Genomic DNA, 19992 nt, shown 5'->3' on the forward strand with positions numbered 1-19992 from the left:
ATAGCAGTGCTGTGTTTTTCAAAAAAACTATATAGTGAAAAAATTTGGCATTTCCTACACATTATCAATAAACATACACACATTTATTCTTTCTAAGTATTCAATATGTACATATTTTGTGCTAAAAAAGTTGATGCTTAGTTGGTATAAATAACACTCATTACTCATACAAGTATAAATTATATTGCATGGCCTTTGAGGTTTTTTAATTTTAACTTACGTATCGTAAGCTGCTACGTTATTTGTGACAAAAGTAACACATTATTAGCCAAATAAATAACAGACGCCATAACATATATGGCTCACCTACATCAACAAACATCTTAGATTGTGGTATGGATTGTCTGAAATCTGTAATCTGCGTTCTCTCAACCTACTTAGCAGAAAATTATACCTTGTGTCGAGATTACCACCAACTAGAAATATGTAATCAATTGACTTTCTTATGCGTTTAAATTTTAAGCATAAACCTTGTATCACTTTGCCAGAAAATAAGGACAGCATTGACAAATAAGCGTCCAAAGTCTCATCATCTGTAACAAAAGTACCAGGAATACCATAGCGATTAGAAGCCACCAATATATCAATCAACTTATCTTCTGGTATTACAGCCAACAATGACGAATAACAACCAATAACACTGGATAAATTGTTGTCCAGTGCAACAAACAACCCAGGAGTCCCATCTGGTAGCCTAGATGTTACAATATCTATTAGCATTCTATTGAAATGTCCGTTATCAATAGCCCCCTTAAAAAGGGTAATTTTTCCTAGTAACTTACCAAAAGCACCTACAGCACCAGCGCACCCATTTTTCATAGCAACAAATAAACCGGGAATACCCTTACCATTTTTGGCCATTAGCAGATCAAATACCATAGCAGCCAATTTCTCATCTGATACGCATCCTCTCATAGCAAGTAGTTTATCTATAAGATAGCCAAAAGAAAGTACAGCATCACTCTTTCCTTCTTTCAAAGATATAAACAACCCACAGGTACCATTTTTATCAGTAGATGATAATAACTTATAAATCATGTCTGCAAGCTTGTCGTGAGATATGCGACCTTTCATAGCAAGCAATCTATCAATTAATAGGGCAATAGCACAAATAGAACTAGCGCTCCCTTTATCTAGAGCTAGGAACACAGTAGTTTCACCACTATAAGGTACTGGGGAAGATATTAAATTAAAGACAATACCAGCCAGTTTATCGTCTGATACAGTACCATCCAACAAGAAAACTCTATCTAACACATTTGCATAAGCTCCTACAGCATCCGCATTATTCTTATTTAATCCCACAAGTAAGGATGATATTTCATTATCTCTTTTTCCTAGTAATAGACTAACAACTATATCAGCAAAATTATCCGCAGAAACTCTACCTCTTATCAACTTTAACTGAGATTCTAATAGCACAGCATATGAACTAACACATTTAGCATGTCCGTATTGCATAGCTATAAAAAGGGCAGGGGTCCCATTACAATTCTTAGAGCTTAATAATTCCGGTAACAAACTAATTTGCTCATCACGAGAAAGTGCTTGCAGTAAATAATTGTAAGCCTTTACAGATTGTGCTTTTCCCTGCTCCATAGCCACATAAAGAGCAGGGGTCCCTCTAATGTTTCTGGCAAAAAATATCTCCCTCCTAACCTCTTCATTTGCGCACAAATTGATCCTTTTTACTATATCCTTTAGACAGAACGAAGCATATTCATCGTACATCATATGATATACCATGCAAGCAGAAACATTGTATTGAGACAAAGTTGCTAATGTTGAGTATTTAAAATTAGCCCCAGCTTTATCTGAGTATTCATATACAAGACATTCACTATCTTCAATATCTCTACTTGTGGAGAAAAAGTATTCTCCATACAAATAACTATCTATGAACATCCTAAGAGAAAAAACGTATGAATTTAAAAAATCCGTGGGATAGCAAACTTCGCTACGAGATGTAACGTTAGTTTTATTAGGGTCAAAAAAATTAACTACCCAAGTATTATTACCAGTAGATCCTGCACTTTCTTTAACTTTACGTGAAATTATAAATGACATTGAGTGATTAGAACTCTCCAATAAGAAAAATCTCTGTTCATTAGGAGCCATCCTTATAGAGATTTTATACAAAAAATTACCAAAACTATTACACGGAATTATGTATCTGCCACATGATCTTTCAAATACATTTTTACATAAATACTTAATATTAGATGGAGTAACTTTTACTATTGAATCTTCGCTAGCAAACAAGCTATTAACCTTAATCCTCTTACCTTTAGCATAGCAACTAACACCATGAAGCATAAACAATGAAGATAAGTGAGTGCAAAAAATAAGTTGACCACTAACTTTAACATTTCCATTGAAGTTAACTACTTCTTTATTACCTCTGGGAGATATGTACGGTCCCATTTTACAATCAGGAAATATTTCATATCCTGAATGAGCATATACACGAACTGCTTGGCTAAAACCCACGCACATTACAAAAACTCCATTTTATTATTAATTATTTGTATATGAAATCGTAAAAACTTCAAACATCTATACTAAATATAAATTCATGGGCCCACAGACAAAATATGCAAAACTAGCAAAGCTGTACTTTAAAACATAAATTAACAAGTACAAAAACAAAAAATCCACCATATATTACTTTATTACTTGCCATGTACATCCGGACATTGTTTGTTACACAAATTTGATAGTGATAGTTATTATCCATGTAAAAAAAATCAAGTCTGCAGCCAATTGCATAATATAATCCTAGTTAACAAAACAAGCAAAATAAAACCAGGAATTTTATTATATATTAATGTTTTATAAATAAACATTTCATGCATTGTCTACTTGTAGTTAAAATATCATCAACAATTAGTGCAAGGAACTGCGCATACTAGAATTGCACATACTCATGCAAGTGTGGGTGCGGGTGTGTTTCATATCACAAGATAAAGTAGTCACCGATTATTAACTACACTTTTATTAGAATGGAAGTAGAGAAGACTGAATTATTGTAATACTAGTACTAATCTTATACACAGACACACACAAGATCACATTATTTGGATTATTTTTTTATATAATAAATCTAAATTAGCAACATACGTACCGTGATTTACTTACATCAATGAACATCTTACATTATAAGCAGTAGTACGCGACACTCGTGACGCTTCTTTAAGCCTACTCAGTAAAAGTTTATACTTTTCACCAAGATTACTATCATTTAAAAACATGTGAGCACTTAATTTTCTTATGCGTTTAAATTCTAAATATAAATTTTGTATAACTCTGTAAGATAATGATGACATTATTGAAAAATAGACCTCCAGAGCTTCTTCACCTGCTACTAACGCCCCAGGAATACCCTGGACATTAGAAGCTACCAATACGTAAACCAATTTATCCTCGGGTATTAAGTTTAACAGCAAGGAATAAGTACCAATCACATTACGTAAATTGTTATTCAGTGCGATAAATAATCCCGGTGTCCCATCTGGTAATTTAGACGATACAATTTCTAGGAGCATACTATTAAAATGCTTGTTATCCATGCCATCCTTGAGAATCGTTATTTTTTCTAGTAATTTACTAAAGGCACGTATGGCATTGTGATGTCCATTTTTCATAGCAATAAATAAACCAGGAGTATTATTGCCATTTTTAGACATCAGTAAATAAAATATCATGGTAGCTAATTGCTCATCTGGAATACATCCTTTCATGGTAAGCAATTTATCCATAAGATAACCAAAGGAGAGAATTGCATTACTGTTTCCATTTTGTAAAGCCATAAACAATCCATTCGTACCATAATTATTAGCAGATGCTAATATTTTATAAATCATACGTGCAAGTTTACCATCAGCCACACAACCTCTCATAATAAGCAATCTATCAATTAACAAGCCAATAGCACAAACAAAATTATCATGTCCTTTATGTAAAGCTAGGAACATAGAAGTTTCACCATTTACAGGCATGGGATAACATATCAAATCAAAAATAATATCAGCTAGTCTATCAGCTGATATAGTTTCTTTTAATAATAATAAAACTTTATCTAATAGATCTGCATAAGAGACTACAACATCTGCATTATCTACACATGACCCTATAAGCAATGCCGATACCCCATCATCTCTTTTAGCCAATAAGAGATTGAAAACAGTATCTACAAAACTATCTGTAGACATTCTACCTTTTATTAATTTTAACTGACCTTCTAATAAGGAACTAAATTCATTAATACATTCAATATTTCCTTCCTGCATAGCTATAAAAAGAGCAGGTACTCCTTTACTTTTATAACTCAATAGTTCTGGCAACAAATCAATTTGCTCATCAATGGAAAGTGCTTGCAATAAATGATTATATGCCTTTACAGATTGTGATTTCCCCTGTTCCATGGCTGCATAAAGAGCAGAAGTTCCTCTACTATTTTTAGCAAAAAATACTTTTCTTCTAATTTCTTTATTTACGCATGAACTAATTCTTTTTAGTATGTCTGCTAAACAAAAAGAAGCATTCCCATCGTACATGATATGATACATCATGCAAGCAGAAACATCATATTGAGACAAGGCTGATAATGTTGAAAATTTAAAATCAGCTTCAACTTTGTCTGAATATTCATATATTATGCACTCATTCTCTTCCTCATTATCTATATCTGTAGGAGAGAAGTATAATTCATACAAATCTCTACCAATAAACATTTTAAGGGAGAAAATATCTAAATTTAAAAAATCTCTAGGAGCAGAAACTTCACTACGAGATGTAACATTAGTTCTATTGGGATCAAAAAGATTAACCACCCAAGTATCAACTGTAAGTTCTTGACATTCTTTAACTTTACGTGAAATTATAAATGACATTGAGTGAGTAGAACTCTCCAGTAAGAAAAATCTCTGTTCTTTAGGATTCATTTTCAAAGAAATTTCATACAAAAAATTACCAAAGTTGTTACAAGGAATTATGTGTCTAGCACACGATCTTTCTAATATAGTTTTATATAAATCTTGAATATTAGTAGGAGTTTCCTTTATTATCGAGTCCTTACTTGCAAACAAGCTACTAACCTTAATTCTATTACCTTGAGCGTAGCAACTAACTCCATTAAACATAAATAGAGCTGATAAGTACTTACAATCAACACTACAATCATTAACTTTAACTTTTCCATTAAAGTCGTGAATTTTTTTAAAATTCTTAGGAGATATGTATGGACATATTTTATTGTCAGGAAATACTTCACGTCCAGAATGAGCATATATTCGAGCAGATGAATTAGAACTTACAAGCATTACAAAAAAAACTCCGATTTTTTAGCATGATCCTCACATGCAATCTAAAAAGCGATGATTTTAGATATTTAAAAAAATCACGATAAATAGGTCCCGTAGACGTACGCCAAGCACAAGTAAATGTGGGGCCATAAAAACTACTGTACCATCAACATAGTTGTTATATTACTCCATCGTTACCCACGCATTTTTGATCTTATACACATACAAAAGAAAGCTTTTAACTAATCCTTCATAAATATACAGATTAAATATATGACGACATTCTACGATTCTATCTATAATGTACGGCAAACATGGTACTTCTTAACCCATGAAAATAATAGATAATAATTGCTCACACACATAGCAACATGCAGCACATGTTAATTATCATAAAGTAGAAATGCAGCTAATATGCATTCAAAACCATTGAATGATTCTTTATTATTGTTGTTTATACGTTGTGGAATAAATACTGCAAATAATACAAACACATATCAACTTAAACTAATTTAGAAGCTACATCATCATCATAAATGCATTTCATATTTGCTGGATCAAAAACATACGAATTTGGTATATCTGTAATACAATCTACTGACATGAACCTACTTCCTGTTATATTTTTACTCATAAGCATTATAGTTTTATCCGAGAAAATAGAATTATTACTATCCGAGGCAGACTTAAAAACACCAGCAACTAAGCAACCAGACCTATCAGGAATAGTCTTTATGCGATAACTACTAAGATATTTGTGATCAGTTAAAGAAATGCTATATTTAGCAGAAGTTGGATCAACACTATCACTCCCACAAATGCCTCTACTACTTAAAATTATCAGAGTTTTCTTCAGTAAAACAAGCAAATCAGACCTAACAGACTCAAACCGAGCTCTGTAAACATATCTTTGATAGGCCACTGTAGAAAGAGTAGTAAGAACACCCACTATCAAAACCACAATTAGAAGTTCTATTAAGGTGATTCCTAGGAACAACTTATACTTATTTGTAGAGTACATTTTAGACAAGCCTACATAATAGCTTGATAATTACAAAAATTTTTAACTATCTTCAGTAATAAACAACATCTGTTAAAAATACTATAAGAACATAGGATATAAGAACAGCAATTGTAGCGCCAGCTAGATTAAAAATGTGACTAGCAGATTATATAATAACTAACACTGCCAGAATTGTATATCATTAAGATTGATATGGAAATATGTGATCTGTGTAGGCCGTACTGTTATTTCTTACCTCATTGTTTAATATACATATTAAGTAGATTTATAATATATGGATGTTGCAACCAGATTCAGTATGTATATTAATAATAATCCTTGAATGTCAGAACAACCAATCACTAAGTCAAATAGATATAAATTAAGATCAAGCACTTACAGCAAGACAAGCACTTTTAGCATGTAAGAGGCGAAAGATCCTGCCTAATATTCATTTAAAAATTAGCTTTACATTAATGTGCATCTTATATTGCAAATGGAACCCGCAGCTTGCTCTTCAAATAAATTAAGTCTTGCTAGGACTTGCCTGTAATTTGCGTTAAGATCAGCATTACTTAAAAATAAAGTAGGAATCGATTTCTTTGTTTCATTAATTCGTAAACGTAAATCCTTTATCACACTAACAGGCAAGCTATTTAGCATAGTAAAATAAGATTCTGCAGCATCCTCGCCCGCGACTAATATACTTGGAATGCCGTTATTGTCCGGAGCTACTAGTACATTAACCAGCGCACTTTCTGGTATTTTTTTTAATAAAAGTGAATAAATATCAACAACATCACACAAATTCTTAGTTAGTGCTATAGATAGACCTGTTGTACCGTCAGGCCTCCTAGACGTTATAAGTTCTGTTAACATATAATCGAAATGATTACTCTCTATACAGCCCTTAAACATAATAAATTTTTCTAGTAACTTACAAAAAGCAAGTACAGTACTGACATGACCTTCCTGCATAGCCATAAACAGGCCAGGAATGTTGTCACCGCCTTTAGAAATTAACAATCTAAATGCCATATCAGCCAGCTCTACATCTGATATACGCCCCTTCATGACAAGCAACTTATCTATCATAACAGCAAAAGAAAGCACAGCACTGCTATTTCCTTCTTGCATAGCCATAAACAAGCCATGCGTATCATGACCATCAGTAGATGATATTATTTTATAAAGCATCCGCACAAGTTTAGCATCAGATATATGGTCTCTTAGTATAAAAATATTATCCAGTAGTTTAGAATAGGCGGTTATAGCATTAGACTTTCCAGTATATAAAGCTATAAACAAAGCGGGTAGTCCATCATCTCTTTTAGAAAGTAATACATCAAAAAGAATATTGGAAAAATCATCAATAGACATTGCAGATTTCATTGGGATTAAATGATTTTCTAGTAGCACTCCAAATTGATCAATACATTCAGACTGTCCTGCCTGCATTGCTATAAATAGAGGAGGTACTCCGCTACTATTCTTAGCTGTCAATAATTCTGACATTAGATCTGCATTAACTTGTTCGAGACAAGAAAGTTTTTCTAATAAATAACCATATGACGCCACAGACTGTGATTTACCATCATACATAGACGTATAAAGGGCAGGGGATCCTCTAGTATTTTTAGCATAAAATATTTCTTTTACAGCTTCACGATCTAAGACAGATAAATCTATTCTTTTTGCTATGTCTCTTAGACAAAATGAACCAAGTTCATCATGCATAATGTGATATACCATGCAGCCAGAAATACCATATTGAGACAGAGTTTCTAATGTTGAGAATTTAAAATCCGCACTTTTCTTATATGAATACTCATATATTGCACATTCTCTCTCTTTAAAATGTCCTGTAGGTGAAAAAAAATATGATTCATAAAAAAATTTACCTATGAACATTTTAAGGGAAAATCTTCTTACATTTAGAAAGTCTCTAGGATCATAAACTTCACTACGAGAAGTAACATTGGTTTTATTGGGGTCAAAAAAATTAACTACCCAGCTACCAAATGTACGTTCTTTTCTAATTTTACGTGAAACTATAAATGACATTACATGACTAGAGCTATGCAAAAAGAAAAACCTCTGCTCAGAGTAGTTCATTTTTATAGCAACTTTATATAGAAACACACCAAAATTATCACATGCAATGATATGTCTGGCACATGATTTTTCAAATGTATTTTCATATAATTCTTCAATATTATCCGGAGTTACTTTTGCTATTGAATCTTTGCTTTGAAACAACTCACTAACTTTAATTTTTTTGCCTTTAGAATAACAACCAATAGCATTAAGAACAAACAATGTAGATAAGTGTCTGCAATCAATAATACGGCCACTGACTTCAACTTTTCCATTAAGTTCAGCTATTTCTTCGACGCTTTTAGTAGATATATATGGATCGACTTTATCATTGGCAAATACTTCATTACCAGAGTAAGCATACGTATAGATTGAGGATGAAAAACCTGAAACCATCGCCAGAACTCCATTCTCTTCTATTTATTATGAGCTCATGTAGCCTTAACTTAAGTATTTATACTGACATCAGTCCCGAGCTAAAAGCACCGTTTGGCGTATGTTGTATCTTATCAGTGAATAAAACCGCATGTCTATACAGAGTAATGCATATAATGCATTTTTTAACGAAAGTACCCGGCAAACGGTGAAGTGATGTAACGGTCCTCAGCAAAATCTGCTATTTCCAATAGTCCCTACTATTGGAAATAGTGTAATTATCACAAAAATAAGGATTATTCCTCTACTGGCACTGATAAAAGACTTTCCATATGACTTAACTTTCCCTCTAAAAATGAGTTCTTTTTAAGCAAATTTGTGTATTCCTTTTGAAAAGAAGCAATACGAGCCTTTTCTTCCTTTAAATCATCAACTGTCTTCTCATACTCTTTATGTTTTTTATCAAATAAACACTTTGATTTAACTAAGTTTTTTTCAAGATTAACTAATAAATTTTCTTTTTCATCTAGCTTTAGAGAAAGAAAATTTACTCTTTCTTTTATTAAATTATTTTCCAAACAAACCTTCTCCTTAGCCAAAAATATCTCATTTTTTTCATCAGCAAGACACTTAAACTTCTCTTCCATCTTTTTGATGGTAGAGATTTTTTCAGAAACTTGATTTTTCATCTCTAAGCATTGATCCTTAAATATATTGGCCTCTGCTCTAAGTTGTTCTTGTAAAATATGACTTTCTTCTCTTTCTCTCTGTCTTTCTTCTGCAATCTGTTGACAATAATGATCAAAATTTTCCCTAATCATTTTATTCTCTTGTTTCTTTTCGTCTAATCTGATCTTATAATCGTCTATCCTCTTCCCATATTCTTCAAGTTTAGCGCTCAACTTAGTAAGTTGCTTATCATGACTTATTAATTTGTCAGTAAGTAATTTATTTTCGGCAATAAGATTAGTTTCGCTATCCTTTAAGTGTTCTAGATCAGCCTGCAATTTACTGTTAACTTTTTTTGCCTCATCTATAGAGATATTAAGATTGTCTATAGTTTCCTTACAATCAACACGAAATTTTTCTATCCTGTCTTCCGCTGATGCCTGAATAGAATCGTATATTTTTTTTACTGATAAATTAAGTTCATCTGGCAAAGAAAGTGAATTATTTTTAACGCCCATTACAGCACAATTTTTACGCCATTTATTCATTAAACTAGATATTGTTGTCTTGCTTCCTGTTTTAAGAACCTCCCTCACTCTATCTATAGTAGGCGACATACCTGCTTCTTGTATACTTTCTATAGCATCTTTTACTTCTTCATAGGTTACACCGTAACGAGCCATCTTTGCCTCTATAAAAAAACCACTAAAAATACCTAGCTAATATAAGTATAATCATGAAAATAATAGCTATACACATTACAATCTCACCTATTATCGCTGAAGAAATAGAATATTTGTCGTACTTTATGTGAGAACTATTAGAGGAACAATTACTGATTTTGTCGACGGTAAAATCATCACTTAAGCTTCCAGAAAAACTCGAACCAAGTTCCAGTAATTCAATGTCTGCTTCATAATTACTACCTATGTTTTTACTAGAAGCAAAGTCACTATCCAAGACCTCAGGAGATCTCAAGCCAAGTTCTAGTAATTCGATGTCTGGTTCACAATTACCACTTGTATTTTTACTAGAGGTAAAATCACTATCTAATATTTCAGAAGAACTCAAGCCAAGTTCTAGTAATTCGATGTCTGGTTCACAATTACCACTTGTATTTTTACTAGAGGTAAAATCACTATCTAATATTTCAGAAGAACTCAAGCCAAGTTCTAGTAATTCAATGTCAGACTCATCATAATTGGCACTAGAATCTGATAAGTTAATATATTCTGATAATAAGCTACCGTACGAGGCATGCATGATTCTAACCTAAATAAAAAAACTACAATTATGTGACATTGTAGTAAAATGAATAAAATAAATCAACACTATATGTATGATGTATGACTACAGCAAAATACTGATTATGAGTCAGGAAAAGTAAGAAATCCACAAAAAACAAATGTCAATACCATACAAATCAGAGTGATATAATAATAGAAAAATAAACTAGATTAGATTTATCAGAATAAGAATTATTCTATAACAGTAATAAGATACGAAGAGAAAAATGGCAGTAGATTAGATATCAGATTGCCAAATAATAAAATAACCGACAAGTAATCGGCACAAAAAAACCAAGAAACAAAATAGCAACTAAAAATAAGTTAGTAATTTAAACAGACGTCATAAAATAGACATACTTAACAAAAGTGTCAATAACAAAACCGCAAGAGACAAAATAAGAAGAGCAATAATCATTAATAAAACAGCAATAGATCCCCAACGCCAACATTTATCATCATACGGAGCACACACCCTCCCCTCACAAACATCACCGGAAGAACACAAGCCAGTAGGAGAAGAAGATAAAGGAGGAGGAAGAGGAGGAGTTTCATCATCAGAACTCACAGAACCCAAATCATCAGACTCAGACCCATATCCACCACTGCGCAGCGATCCAAAACCGCAGTACACAAGGGAAGAAGAAGACAAAAGAGAAGGTGGTGGTGGTGACAAAAATGAACCAGATCCAGACCAATCACTACCCGGCGACTCAGCGCGACAGGGATACTCCATACCAGAGTAACGCCAATCAACATCGTAATGGTGCGCCCACCAAGGAACGCCAGGAACATCAACAGGAGAGGTACTTCCACGACCTAAGGCAGAATTTTCCATAACACTCCTCCGACCCCCTTCAATTACGACACTGTACGCGCCCCGTATATAATAAGGAGGTGAGAAGAAAAAAATCCACCCTATGACAGCTTTATTATTGCCGGCACTGTATTATTATAATCGTTGTATTGTTGTTATTGTTCTATTATTGTTATCGTTGTAGTTATTGTATTGTTGTTATCATTGCACCGCTTGCCCGGTTGGGACAGTTTCTTTTCTTCTTTCACCATTAAATTTAAACAAACCTAGAACACTAGAATCACCAAACTAAAGGCCAGGAGAAAAAACCGCAATTAGGACTAACTCTCAAACTCACCAACCAGAGCACACGCGGCAACCTAAAAACAAACACCGCAGAATCCCTCTTACCCCAACACCTTCTCTCTGTTCCCTCAAACAATCCTCAATTTCCCACACAAAAACAACACTAGGGACATTATCAGTGAAAGTACCATTATTCTCTATTAGTATTATCTACCAAGGGCAAACACCTATAAAACTCAAGCAATAGTCCAATAAAGGCCATTTAAGTGACATATAAATAACAAATCCAAACAATAATTTTTATAAAAGGATGTACTTTGTTGTATTTACGGTGTACTGGCGAATGAATATATGTATCAAGTGGTAGATGATTTTGGTGTTGCCTTATCATTCCATATAGCATATCGCTTACTTAGTAGACTGTTAATAGAAACAACCGACAAAACTGATTCATGAGTAGCGGTTAAATTAACCAACGGAGCAACATTAGCATCAAATGCTTTTTTCCATATAGAAACAGGGATGCAGCACCAAAGATCTACATAAATTTCGCTACTATCACAAAAATCTGGAATATTTGAACGTAAAAAAGAAAAAAAATCCTCACTTATCAAAGCACATACTAGAGGCTCGTTATCTGAATCACCAGAGATAGATCTACAAAAGCCGCCAGAACTTCCAACAGCCCTAGGGAAAAAGCAACACGATTCCAAAGCACCACCTAAAACATTCTTCTCACCTATAGAAATGCACGACACTAATGTCTCCTATAGCTATAAATAACAAATAATATAGCTTACTAAAGTAAAAAGTGGCAATATAAGACAATACACGTAGAGGTCATACGCCTAACTAACAAGAGCAGCGCACGTAATTTAGTTAGCGCGTTATACATTAAAAGATTGTTATGGATTTAGAAGAAGAGATAATTAATATTTTTAGGAATAACTTCCCTATCGCAAATGGCATTGGAGACGATTCTTCTATTATCCCCAACGGGGATAATAGTTATTATCTAACTACTCAAGATACATTAACTGAGAGCATTCACTTTAGCACTAAGTACTATACGCCGCAAGATCTTGCTTATAAGGCATTAGCTGTAAACATAAGTGATATATCAGCTATGGGCGCAACACCCAAATATCTGTGGAACAGCATATCTTTCCCGAAAAAAAAAGCATCATACATGCTTCAATGGAGCAACTTTTTTTGTGAATTTTGCAAAGATACCAATATAGAAGTAATGGGTGGCAATGTCAGCAAATCGCCTAGAGAAATACAAATTGTCATCACACTAATTGGCGTATCTGAATCCAAGTATATAAAGAGGATAAATGGAGCTGAGGATGGTGATTTCATATTACTGTGTGGTAATGCTGGCCATGCTCACGTAGGGTTACTATCATACGAAAATGATATATCTTGCAACAAATCGCTTGAGATATATCAAAAAGCACTCAAGAGACCAGCAAACAGATTCGCTGAGGGTAAATGGCTGGCAAAGCGCCCTCAGGTGCATGCTATGACAGATACATCGGATGGAATATTACCTAACCTAGTAAGAATACTCAAACAATCTAAAAAAAGTTCTGTAATAGAACAAGACTGGTTCCCCCCTTCTTATTCCTTTGCTAAAGTATGCGAAAATCTTGGGTGTGACCCTGAAACAGTACAACTTACAGGAGGGGAAGACTATGGATTAATATTTTGCGTAAGTCCTGATATGGTAGACAACATTGTTAGAGAATTTAAACAAGAGTTCAAATACGATTTGACAACAATTGGCAGGATAACGCAAAACCTCGAGGAAAGGATCATACTAAAAAAGCACGGATCGGAAAAAATCCTACCGATAGACAGCTTTTCCCATTTCAGTTAAGACAATTTGTTATAAACCGGTATAGTAAAGAAGAAAGGCTTACCTTTCATCAATGGTTCAGTAAACCCCAACTTTAGATTAAATTGGACTGCCTGAAAAATTAGTCGAGGGTAGCTTTTGCCCTCGTCTTTTTTGTTACGCGCGAAGACAAAATCTTCCTCCTTAGTTTTTCCTCTAATCATGGCATTTGTCCTAACATGCTCACCTATTGTGGCAAAACATTCCAATTTTCTACCAGAAGGATAGTCGTGTCCTACAAACACACGATAATTTTCAGGAAGTAAGTAAATATTTTTCACCGAATGATACAGTTCTTTAGCACTTCCTCCTATAAAATCTGTCCTTGCAGTACCTAAATCAGGCATCATCAGTGCATCACCCACAAAGACAGCATCATTGAACAGATAGCTTAGAGATGCCGGAGTATGGCCAGAGCTCAGTAACACTTTGATTTTATGGTTTCCTAATAATATTTCTTCCCCATCCTTCAAAAAGTGATCGAAACCTCCTTCAAGAAAGTTATTATTCAGATCCCAACCAAACTTTGGTGCCCATACATTAAGAACATTAAATATTTGATCAGAAATAGCTATCTTGCCACCAAACTCTTTCCTAAGATAAAACGATCCTGTTAGATGATCAGCATGAATATGAGTTTCCAATATCCAGCGCAAAGTAAGATTCTTATAATTTATATAGTTTATTACTTTCTCTAGCGAACCAATCTCAACCTGGCTACTATTATTGTCATAAAAAATAACTGGATCTATAACAGCAGCTTCGGAGGTGATATCATCGTGTAAGACATAGGTAAAGGAATTGGTTGCTTCATCAAAAAAATGTTCAATAGAGAACATAGACAGAACCTATAGTAGTTTAGGCAAAGACCATACAAATGTTCAAGATAGAAACAAATTAAACACGTACATTATATAATACAGCATTATATTACTAACTATATAAGGTGTAGGCAATGCCCAGCAATGCTAAAGGATTCAGCGTGCTTGAGTTTATGATTGCTGTTTCCATGATAGCTATACTAGCTAGCGTTTCTGCTACGGTGTTTGTATATTTTGGTAATAGGTCACAATTTATTGATTCCTTACAAGAAGCAATGCTCATAGCAGGATCTTCCGCCCAAAAAAGCATGGCTTTGTCATCAAGATGCAAAACTGGGACTGTAAACTTTACTGATCAAGATTCTCAGTACTTCAGTCAGGCAGTATTTGCCAAAAATGGAAATGCCTGCACCGCTACACTTACCTATAAAAATTATTCTAGCAAAACTGGTATTAGGGCTGAATTACGAAATAAAACAATAACCTTGAAATTCGAATTTACACCTAAGGCTGGCATAACTATGTCGTGTAGCACATCTGTTTCAAGTGAGTACACATCAGGCAAATGCTAAAACTTCAATAATTATAGGACATTTTTAATGAGAGATACCTATTACCAGGACAAAGTGGTGCTAGTAACTGGATCGAGCTCAGGGTTAGGATTCGGTATAGCAGAAAAATTCCTCACAAAAGGAGCAAAAGTCGTATTTAATAGTGCAAATTCTTCGAAGAAAGAATTGCAGGAATTAATTGATCCCTCTTTAAGAAACAACATGACTTACTTTCCTGCAGATATGTCTGTACCCAAGGAGATAGAATCACTGTTCGAAAAAATAAAATCCTCCCTAGGAACAGTAGATATCCTTATCAATAATGCAGGTATCCAGCATCTATCACCTATTGAACATTTTTCTGTTGAGAAATGGGACAATATCATAGCTGTAAATTTGAGTGCATCTTTTCATACTACTAGGTTAGCACTTCCTGGGATGAAGGAAAAAAATTACGGTAGAATTATAAACATATGCTCTGCTCATGCTTTAGTAGGATCGGCAAACAAAAGTGCTTATGTTGCTGCCAAGCATGGACTGTTAGGCTTAACAAAAGTAGTTGCCCTAGAAAATGCACAGACTGGAGTAACATGTAATGCAATTTCCCCTGGGTGGGTTTTGACCGAGCTAGTAAAAAAGCAAGTAGAAGAATTAGCAAAGACGGAAAAATTAGATTTTGAATCAGCAAAAAAGAAACTACTCTTAGAGAAGCAACCGTCAGGAAAATTTGTAACTATAGAGCAAGTAAGTTCACTGTGCCTGTTTTTATCAGGCGAGGAAGCACAGGAAATACGAGGTTCCTCTTTTAGCATAGACGGAGGATGGACAGCTACTTAGAAACATGAATCATGAGGTAGTGTATGACGGACCACAGCATGGCTGCTAGCACAGCAATGGTTATCATTGCTGCCAAGATGAGCACAATAATAAGCAACCACCCTATATCCTCATCACCCCCCAGTCTACTACTCCTATGAGGAATAAGTGGAGTGGATTCATCGCAAACACTTTCCCCTACCGACAAGGACAAGGTATCAGGATCAGATGAACCCAAATCCCCATTTGGCTCAAAAGCACCAACCTCCTCTTCATATTCAGATCCAACAGAAGATATTAGAGATAAATTAGAACTACTTCCACTACCCTCACAAAAATAGCAATCGGGCAATGAAAAAGGTTCAGCATCACTAGATTCACTACTAGCACAGGACTCAACATCTGTAGATTCATCATTATCAGCATCAGCACCGGAAGGTGGTAGCAAAGAAAGCACACTTAAGCAAGAACCACATATAGTGACACTACGCTTCCAGCACCAACCCTCAGTACTTGAATGTGAAACTGATTTAAGAGTAACTGATGGATCACCCAATACACTCCATCCGCTAGAAGAACCATAAACAGAACCTACAAGCTGCATCATATCTTCGAAACTGCCGGGACTAACAGAGACTGAATGACCCTCAGGATAAGAAATCGCGACAAAAGGAACGGCTGCGGAATCACTGCCATCCGGATTAGGGCCAGTACCAGATAACATACACCAAATTCTATGCAAAACAGCAGGATGAAGATCTGGATCAACCGATGAAAAAATATCGCAGCAATTTACCACGCTAACCCCTCTCTATGATAATAACGGCAAATTTAGCACAATGCTCTTCTAGAAACATAGAACTCCGACAGCCAATAAGATAGGACCAGACCCGTAGGGGTAAGCAATGAAATAGACCAAATCTTAGAGTAAACAAACACCAGAATATATTGTAATTACAATTACATAAAATTACTCTGCATAAAAACACAGCAATAAACAAAAAAGTAGGAAAAAAATGGGTCCTCTTTGGGACCCATATCATAAAAAATAAGAAGAAAATTATGCAATAATTACCGCTCTACCTTGGCCATTTTAAGCAGCGAGTCGACGTATTTTTGCAAATCCTCTTGTACTACCATCTGTTCTAATTGAGGCTTAATGGCATCAAAATCAGGAACTTTAGTGGGACGTGCAGCATCACGACGAATTATGTGCCAGCCAAATTGGGTCTTAACGGGATCAGAAATAGCACCCTCCTTAAGGGACTCTGCAACATCAGCAAAAGATTTTACATATACGCTCGGTGAAGCCCAACCCAAATCACCACCATTAGACTTAGAAACAGTATCCTTACTATACCTCTTAGCTAAATCTTCGAATTTAGCTCCTCTTAACAGTTTTGACTTGATCATTTTAGCATCCTTATCAGACGACACCAAAATGTGATGCAAATGAAGCTCCTGTCCATTCATGTTTTGCTTCATTTTTTCGTAGGCTTCTTTCAATTGGCGATCAGTCGGCTTATGAGTGTCCATGTAGTCCTTTATAAACGCACGAACAACAACATCCTGCGCAGCCAAATTTTGAGCAATTTTAACATCAGGATGCTCCTCAAACCCACGCTTCTTTGCCTCCTGATAAATAACTAAAGCACGAACAAGCTGATCTTTAATATGCTCGCGCACCTCTCCAGCACGTTTATCATCCTTCAGGTAGCCCGCTGGTGCCTGAGACATCAAAAAGTCAACAACAGACTTAGAAACTTTTTCACCATTAACAACAGCAATAGAGTCCTGAGGGATAGCAGCAACAGCACTAAACACCATTCCGCCCAAGATAGCAGCAACTAAAAACTTGTTTTTCATCCGAAAACCCTTCTTTTGATTCAAACAGAAACAGGGACTACCTTGATACTTATAGAGTGTATCTTACTCTGGATCATATCATCAAGTGTACTGTATACCAAGCGATGTGACTGTAGCTTAGTTTTACCATTGAACACAGAAGACTCTATGTAGACATACACATGTATCCCAGATTGGTCACGACCATCATTATGTTGTGGATGAGGCCTACGCTCTACTAGCAGTGACAGAGGAGAAAACGCATTCCTCAGCCTCTCCCTAATTTCATGCAAAATGTCGCTAAAATCTCTATCACCATTATAATCGTCGATCATCAGTCTCCTCGGCAACAGATAAACGGTTACGAAAGAGATAAGCAATCTGAACAATGGATAATATAATTAAAAATGCTGAAACGAAATAAAGTTTAAAGTAAAACCATGTATCTACATTAAAATAAAGAGCAACATAAATATTGAGTATGCCTAACAAGAGAAAAGATAATATCCAGGCCAGACTAATATTTTTCCAAACAAAAGGTAAAACTTTGAAATCTAGATGGTTCTTGAAAAGAACCTCAGGTATATTCTTACCCCTAATATGCGCAACCAGAAAAACTAAAGAACTTATCCAATAAACAACTGTAGGTTTTATCTGTATAAAGCGTGCATTATGGAATATTATGGTCATCCCGCCTAAAACCAAGGCAAGAAAAAACATCAATTTAGTTGATACATCAATGTTGTATGAAAGCAACTTAAAAATAACAATCTGTACAAATTGCGCAACAATTAAAGATGCAGTAGCCCAATATATTCCCTTCAGGAAATAAACAACGATAAAAGCTAAAAGAGGAATGATATTTAACAGTAATCTCATAAGCACCTTTGTTTTAAAAACTATTAACTCCTACCTCAATATAAGATCATCTCGTTTTGGACCAGTACCTACCATGGATACAGAAACACCAACGAGATCTTCCAGATACTGAACATAGAGCTGCGCATTTTCAGGCAAATCATCAAATGAAGAGATTCCAAGAGTTGACTGTTTCCATCCTGGCAAAATTTCATAGATCGGTTCACACTTATCCAAATAAACACAATCTGTGGATGCAATATCATGTGCAACCCCTTCATATGAATACCCAATACACACTGGTATCTCTTCTACTTCATCCAAAACATCAAGTTTTGTCAAACATAATGAGGAAAATCCGTTTAACTGATGGGCACGACGTAACATAGGAATATCTAGCCATCCACATCGCCTTGCACGACCAGTAGTGGAGCCAAATTCACAGCCCTTGTTTAAAAAATAATCTGAAAAGCTATCAGTAATTTCTGTTGGAAATGGCCCAGAACCTACGCGTGTACAATAAGCCTTTGTAACTCCAATAACGTTATGCAATAAAAAATGACTAACCCCAGAACCAATAGCAGCCTGAGCAGAAACACAATTAGAAGAAGTAACAAATGGATATGTCCCATGGTCAAGATCAAGAAACACTCCCTGTGCCCCCTCGAACAAAAAAACTTTGCCATCTTTGTCTTCACTATGCAAAACACTAGAAACATCACATGCCATAGGCATTAACTGCTGAGACGCAGACCACAAGGCATCCAAATTTTGCTTATAATCTATAGGAGAGGAATTTAAAAACGAAAAAGATTGATTATAGAAGTCTACCAGATCCTTCAAAACTCTACTTAGACGGTCTAAGGAAAGAAGATCCTGCATACGCACACTACGCCTTGCAACTTTGTCTTCGTACGCTGGACCAATACCACGCCCAGTAGTTCCAATACGACTATGTCCACGTGCACTATCACGAGCAACATCAAGACGAGCATGAAAAGGCAAAATTAAAGAACAATTAAGAGATATCCTTAACCTAGAACGAACATTAATACCTAAACTCTCTAAAGAAGCTATTTCTTCTAAAAGAGCAACAGGAGAGACAACAACACCATTTCCTATATAGCAATTCACTTCTGGATTTAAAATTCCGGACGGGATAAGATGCAAAATCAACTTTTTACCGTCAACAAATAGCGTATGGCCAGCATTATGCCCGCCATGGAAACGTATTACGCTAGAGACTAAAGATGCAGCAAGGTAATCTACTACCTTCCCCTTACCCTCATCGCCCCACTGCGCCCCAACAACTACAACATGACGTTTCTGACAAGACGACGAACGCAAAGCTACCTCCAGTATAACT

General features: G+C 35.1%; 18 protein-coding genes. 3 read left to right on the forward strand and 15 right to left on the reverse strand.

The window, feature by feature from the left end; translation table 11 throughout:
* Positions 1-306: 306 nt before the first annotated feature.
* From A6733_RS03360 to A6733_RS03395, 9 genes are all read right to left on the reverse strand, one after another.
* Positions 307-2496: a ShET2/EspL2 family type III secretion system effector toxin gene (locus tag A6733_RS03360; RefSeq protein WP_092403633.1), complete on the reverse strand. Its 2190-nt coding sequence runs from the start codon at positions 2494-2496 to the stop codon at positions 307-309.
* Between the two features lie 638 nt (positions 2497-3134).
* Entirely contained in the window at positions 3135-5321 is a 2187-nt protein-coding gene (locus A6733_RS03365) for a ShET2/EspL2 family type III secretion system effector toxin (RefSeq protein WP_092411544.1), read from the reverse strand.
* A 484-nt stretch (positions 5322-5805) separates the two neighbouring features.
* The gene (locus A6733_RS03370) at positions 5806-6264 is read right to left on the reverse strand and encodes a hypothetical protein (protein WP_092403519.1); all 459 of its coding nucleotides are present in this window, start codon (positions 6262-6264) and stop codon (positions 5806-5808) included.
* A gap of 510 nt (positions 6265-6774) precedes the next feature.
* Complete coding sequence (locus A6733_RS03375; protein WP_092460429.1) at positions 6775-8799, reverse strand: ShET2/EspL2 family type III secretion system effector toxin; 2025 nt, start codon at positions 8797-8799, stop codon at positions 6775-6777.
* A gap of 275 nt (positions 8800-9074) precedes the next feature.
* Positions 9075-10130, reverse strand: a complete 1056-nt coding sequence (locus A6733_RS03380; protein ID WP_092403589.1) for a DNA-binding protein — start codon at positions 10128-10130, stop codon at positions 9075-9077.
* A gap of 22 nt (positions 10131-10152) precedes the next feature.
* Positions 10153-10710, reverse strand: a complete 558-nt coding sequence (locus A6733_RS03385; RefSeq protein WP_092411546.1) for a hypothetical protein — start codon at positions 10708-10710, stop codon at positions 10153-10155.
* 366 nt (positions 10711-11076) lie between these two features.
* Positions 11077-11571, reverse strand: a complete 495-nt coding sequence (locus tag A6733_RS03390; RefSeq protein WP_092460431.1) for a hypothetical protein — start codon at positions 11569-11571, stop codon at positions 11077-11079.
* 259 nt (positions 11572-11830) lie between these two features.
* A complete protein-coding gene (locus A6733_RS08815; RefSeq protein WP_176695673.1) occupies positions 11831-11971 on the reverse strand; it encodes a hypothetical protein in 141 nt (46 codons plus the stop codon).
* A gap of 220 nt (positions 11972-12191) precedes the next feature.
* A complete protein-coding gene (locus A6733_RS03395; protein ID WP_092403402.1) occupies positions 12192-12593 on the reverse strand; it encodes a DUF2237 family protein in 402 nt (133 codons plus the stop codon).
* Positions 12594-12742: 149 nt separating this feature from the next.
* Between A6733_RS03395 and thiL the strand changes: the two genes are divergently transcribed.
* The gene (gene thiL, locus A6733_RS03400) at positions 12743-13717 is read left to right on the forward strand and encodes a thiamine-phosphate kinase (RefSeq protein ID WP_092403404.1); all 975 of its coding nucleotides are present in this window, start codon (positions 12743-12745) and stop codon (positions 13715-13717) included.
* Here thiL and A6733_RS03405 read toward each other — a convergent pair.
* Positions 13714-14574, reverse strand: coding sequence for an MBL fold metallo-hydrolase (locus A6733_RS03405; RefSeq protein WP_092411547.1), 861 nt, complete (start codon positions 14572-14574; stop codon positions 13714-13716). The genes thiL and A6733_RS03405 overlap by 4 nt on opposite strands.
* A gap of 116 nt (positions 14575-14690) precedes the next feature.
* Between A6733_RS03405 and A6733_RS03410 the strand changes: the two genes are divergently transcribed.
* Entirely contained in the window at positions 14691-15128 is a 438-nt protein-coding gene (locus A6733_RS03410) for a prepilin-type N-terminal cleavage/methylation domain-containing protein (RefSeq protein ID WP_092403408.1), read from the forward strand.
* Between the two features lie 27 nt (positions 15129-15155).
* Positions 15156-15944: a 3-hydroxybutyrate dehydrogenase gene (locus A6733_RS03415; RefSeq protein ID WP_092460433.1), complete on the forward strand. Its 789-nt coding sequence runs from the start codon at positions 15156-15158 to the stop codon at positions 15942-15944.
* On the opposite strand, the gene A6733_RS03420 is transcribed toward A6733_RS03415, so the two are convergent.
* The 5 genes from A6733_RS03420 to A6733_RS03440 form a co-directional block, all read right to left on the reverse strand.
* On the reverse strand, positions 15937-16722 hold the full coding sequence (locus tag A6733_RS03420) for a hypothetical protein (RefSeq protein WP_092460435.1): 786 nt from the start codon (positions 16720-16722) through the stop codon (positions 15937-15939). The genes A6733_RS03415 and A6733_RS03420 overlap by 8 nt on opposite strands.
* A gap of 272 nt (positions 16723-16994) precedes the next feature.
* On the reverse strand, positions 16995-17789 hold the full coding sequence (locus A6733_RS03425) for a peptidylprolyl isomerase (protein ID WP_092460437.1): 795 nt from the start codon (positions 17787-17789) through the stop codon (positions 16995-16997).
* 20 nt (positions 17790-17809) lie between these two features.
* Positions 17810-18103, reverse strand: a complete 294-nt coding sequence (locus tag A6733_RS03430; RefSeq protein ID WP_092460439.1) for a BolA family protein — start codon at positions 18101-18103, stop codon at positions 17810-17812.
* Positions 18087-18647 carry an inner membrane-spanning protein YciB gene (locus A6733_RS03435; RefSeq protein ID WP_092460441.1) on the reverse strand — a complete coding sequence of 187 codons (561 nt, stop codon included), beginning with the start codon at positions 18645-18647 and terminating at the stop codon, positions 18087-18089. Before A6733_RS03435 ends, A6733_RS03430 begins: the two co-directional genes overlap by 17 nt.
* A gap of 30 nt (positions 18648-18677) precedes the next feature.
* A complete protein-coding gene (locus A6733_RS03440) occupies positions 18678-19973 on the reverse strand; it encodes an adenylosuccinate synthase (protein ID WP_092402723.1) in 1296 nt (431 codons plus the stop codon).
* Positions 19974-19992 lie beyond the last annotated feature (19 nt).

Origin of the sequence: Candidatus Ichthyocystis sparus (assembly GCF_900078745.1) — a bacterium.
Classification (GTDB): domain Bacteria; phylum Pseudomonadota; class Gammaproteobacteria; order Burkholderiales; family 2013Ark19i; genus Ichthyocystis; species Ichthyocystis sparus.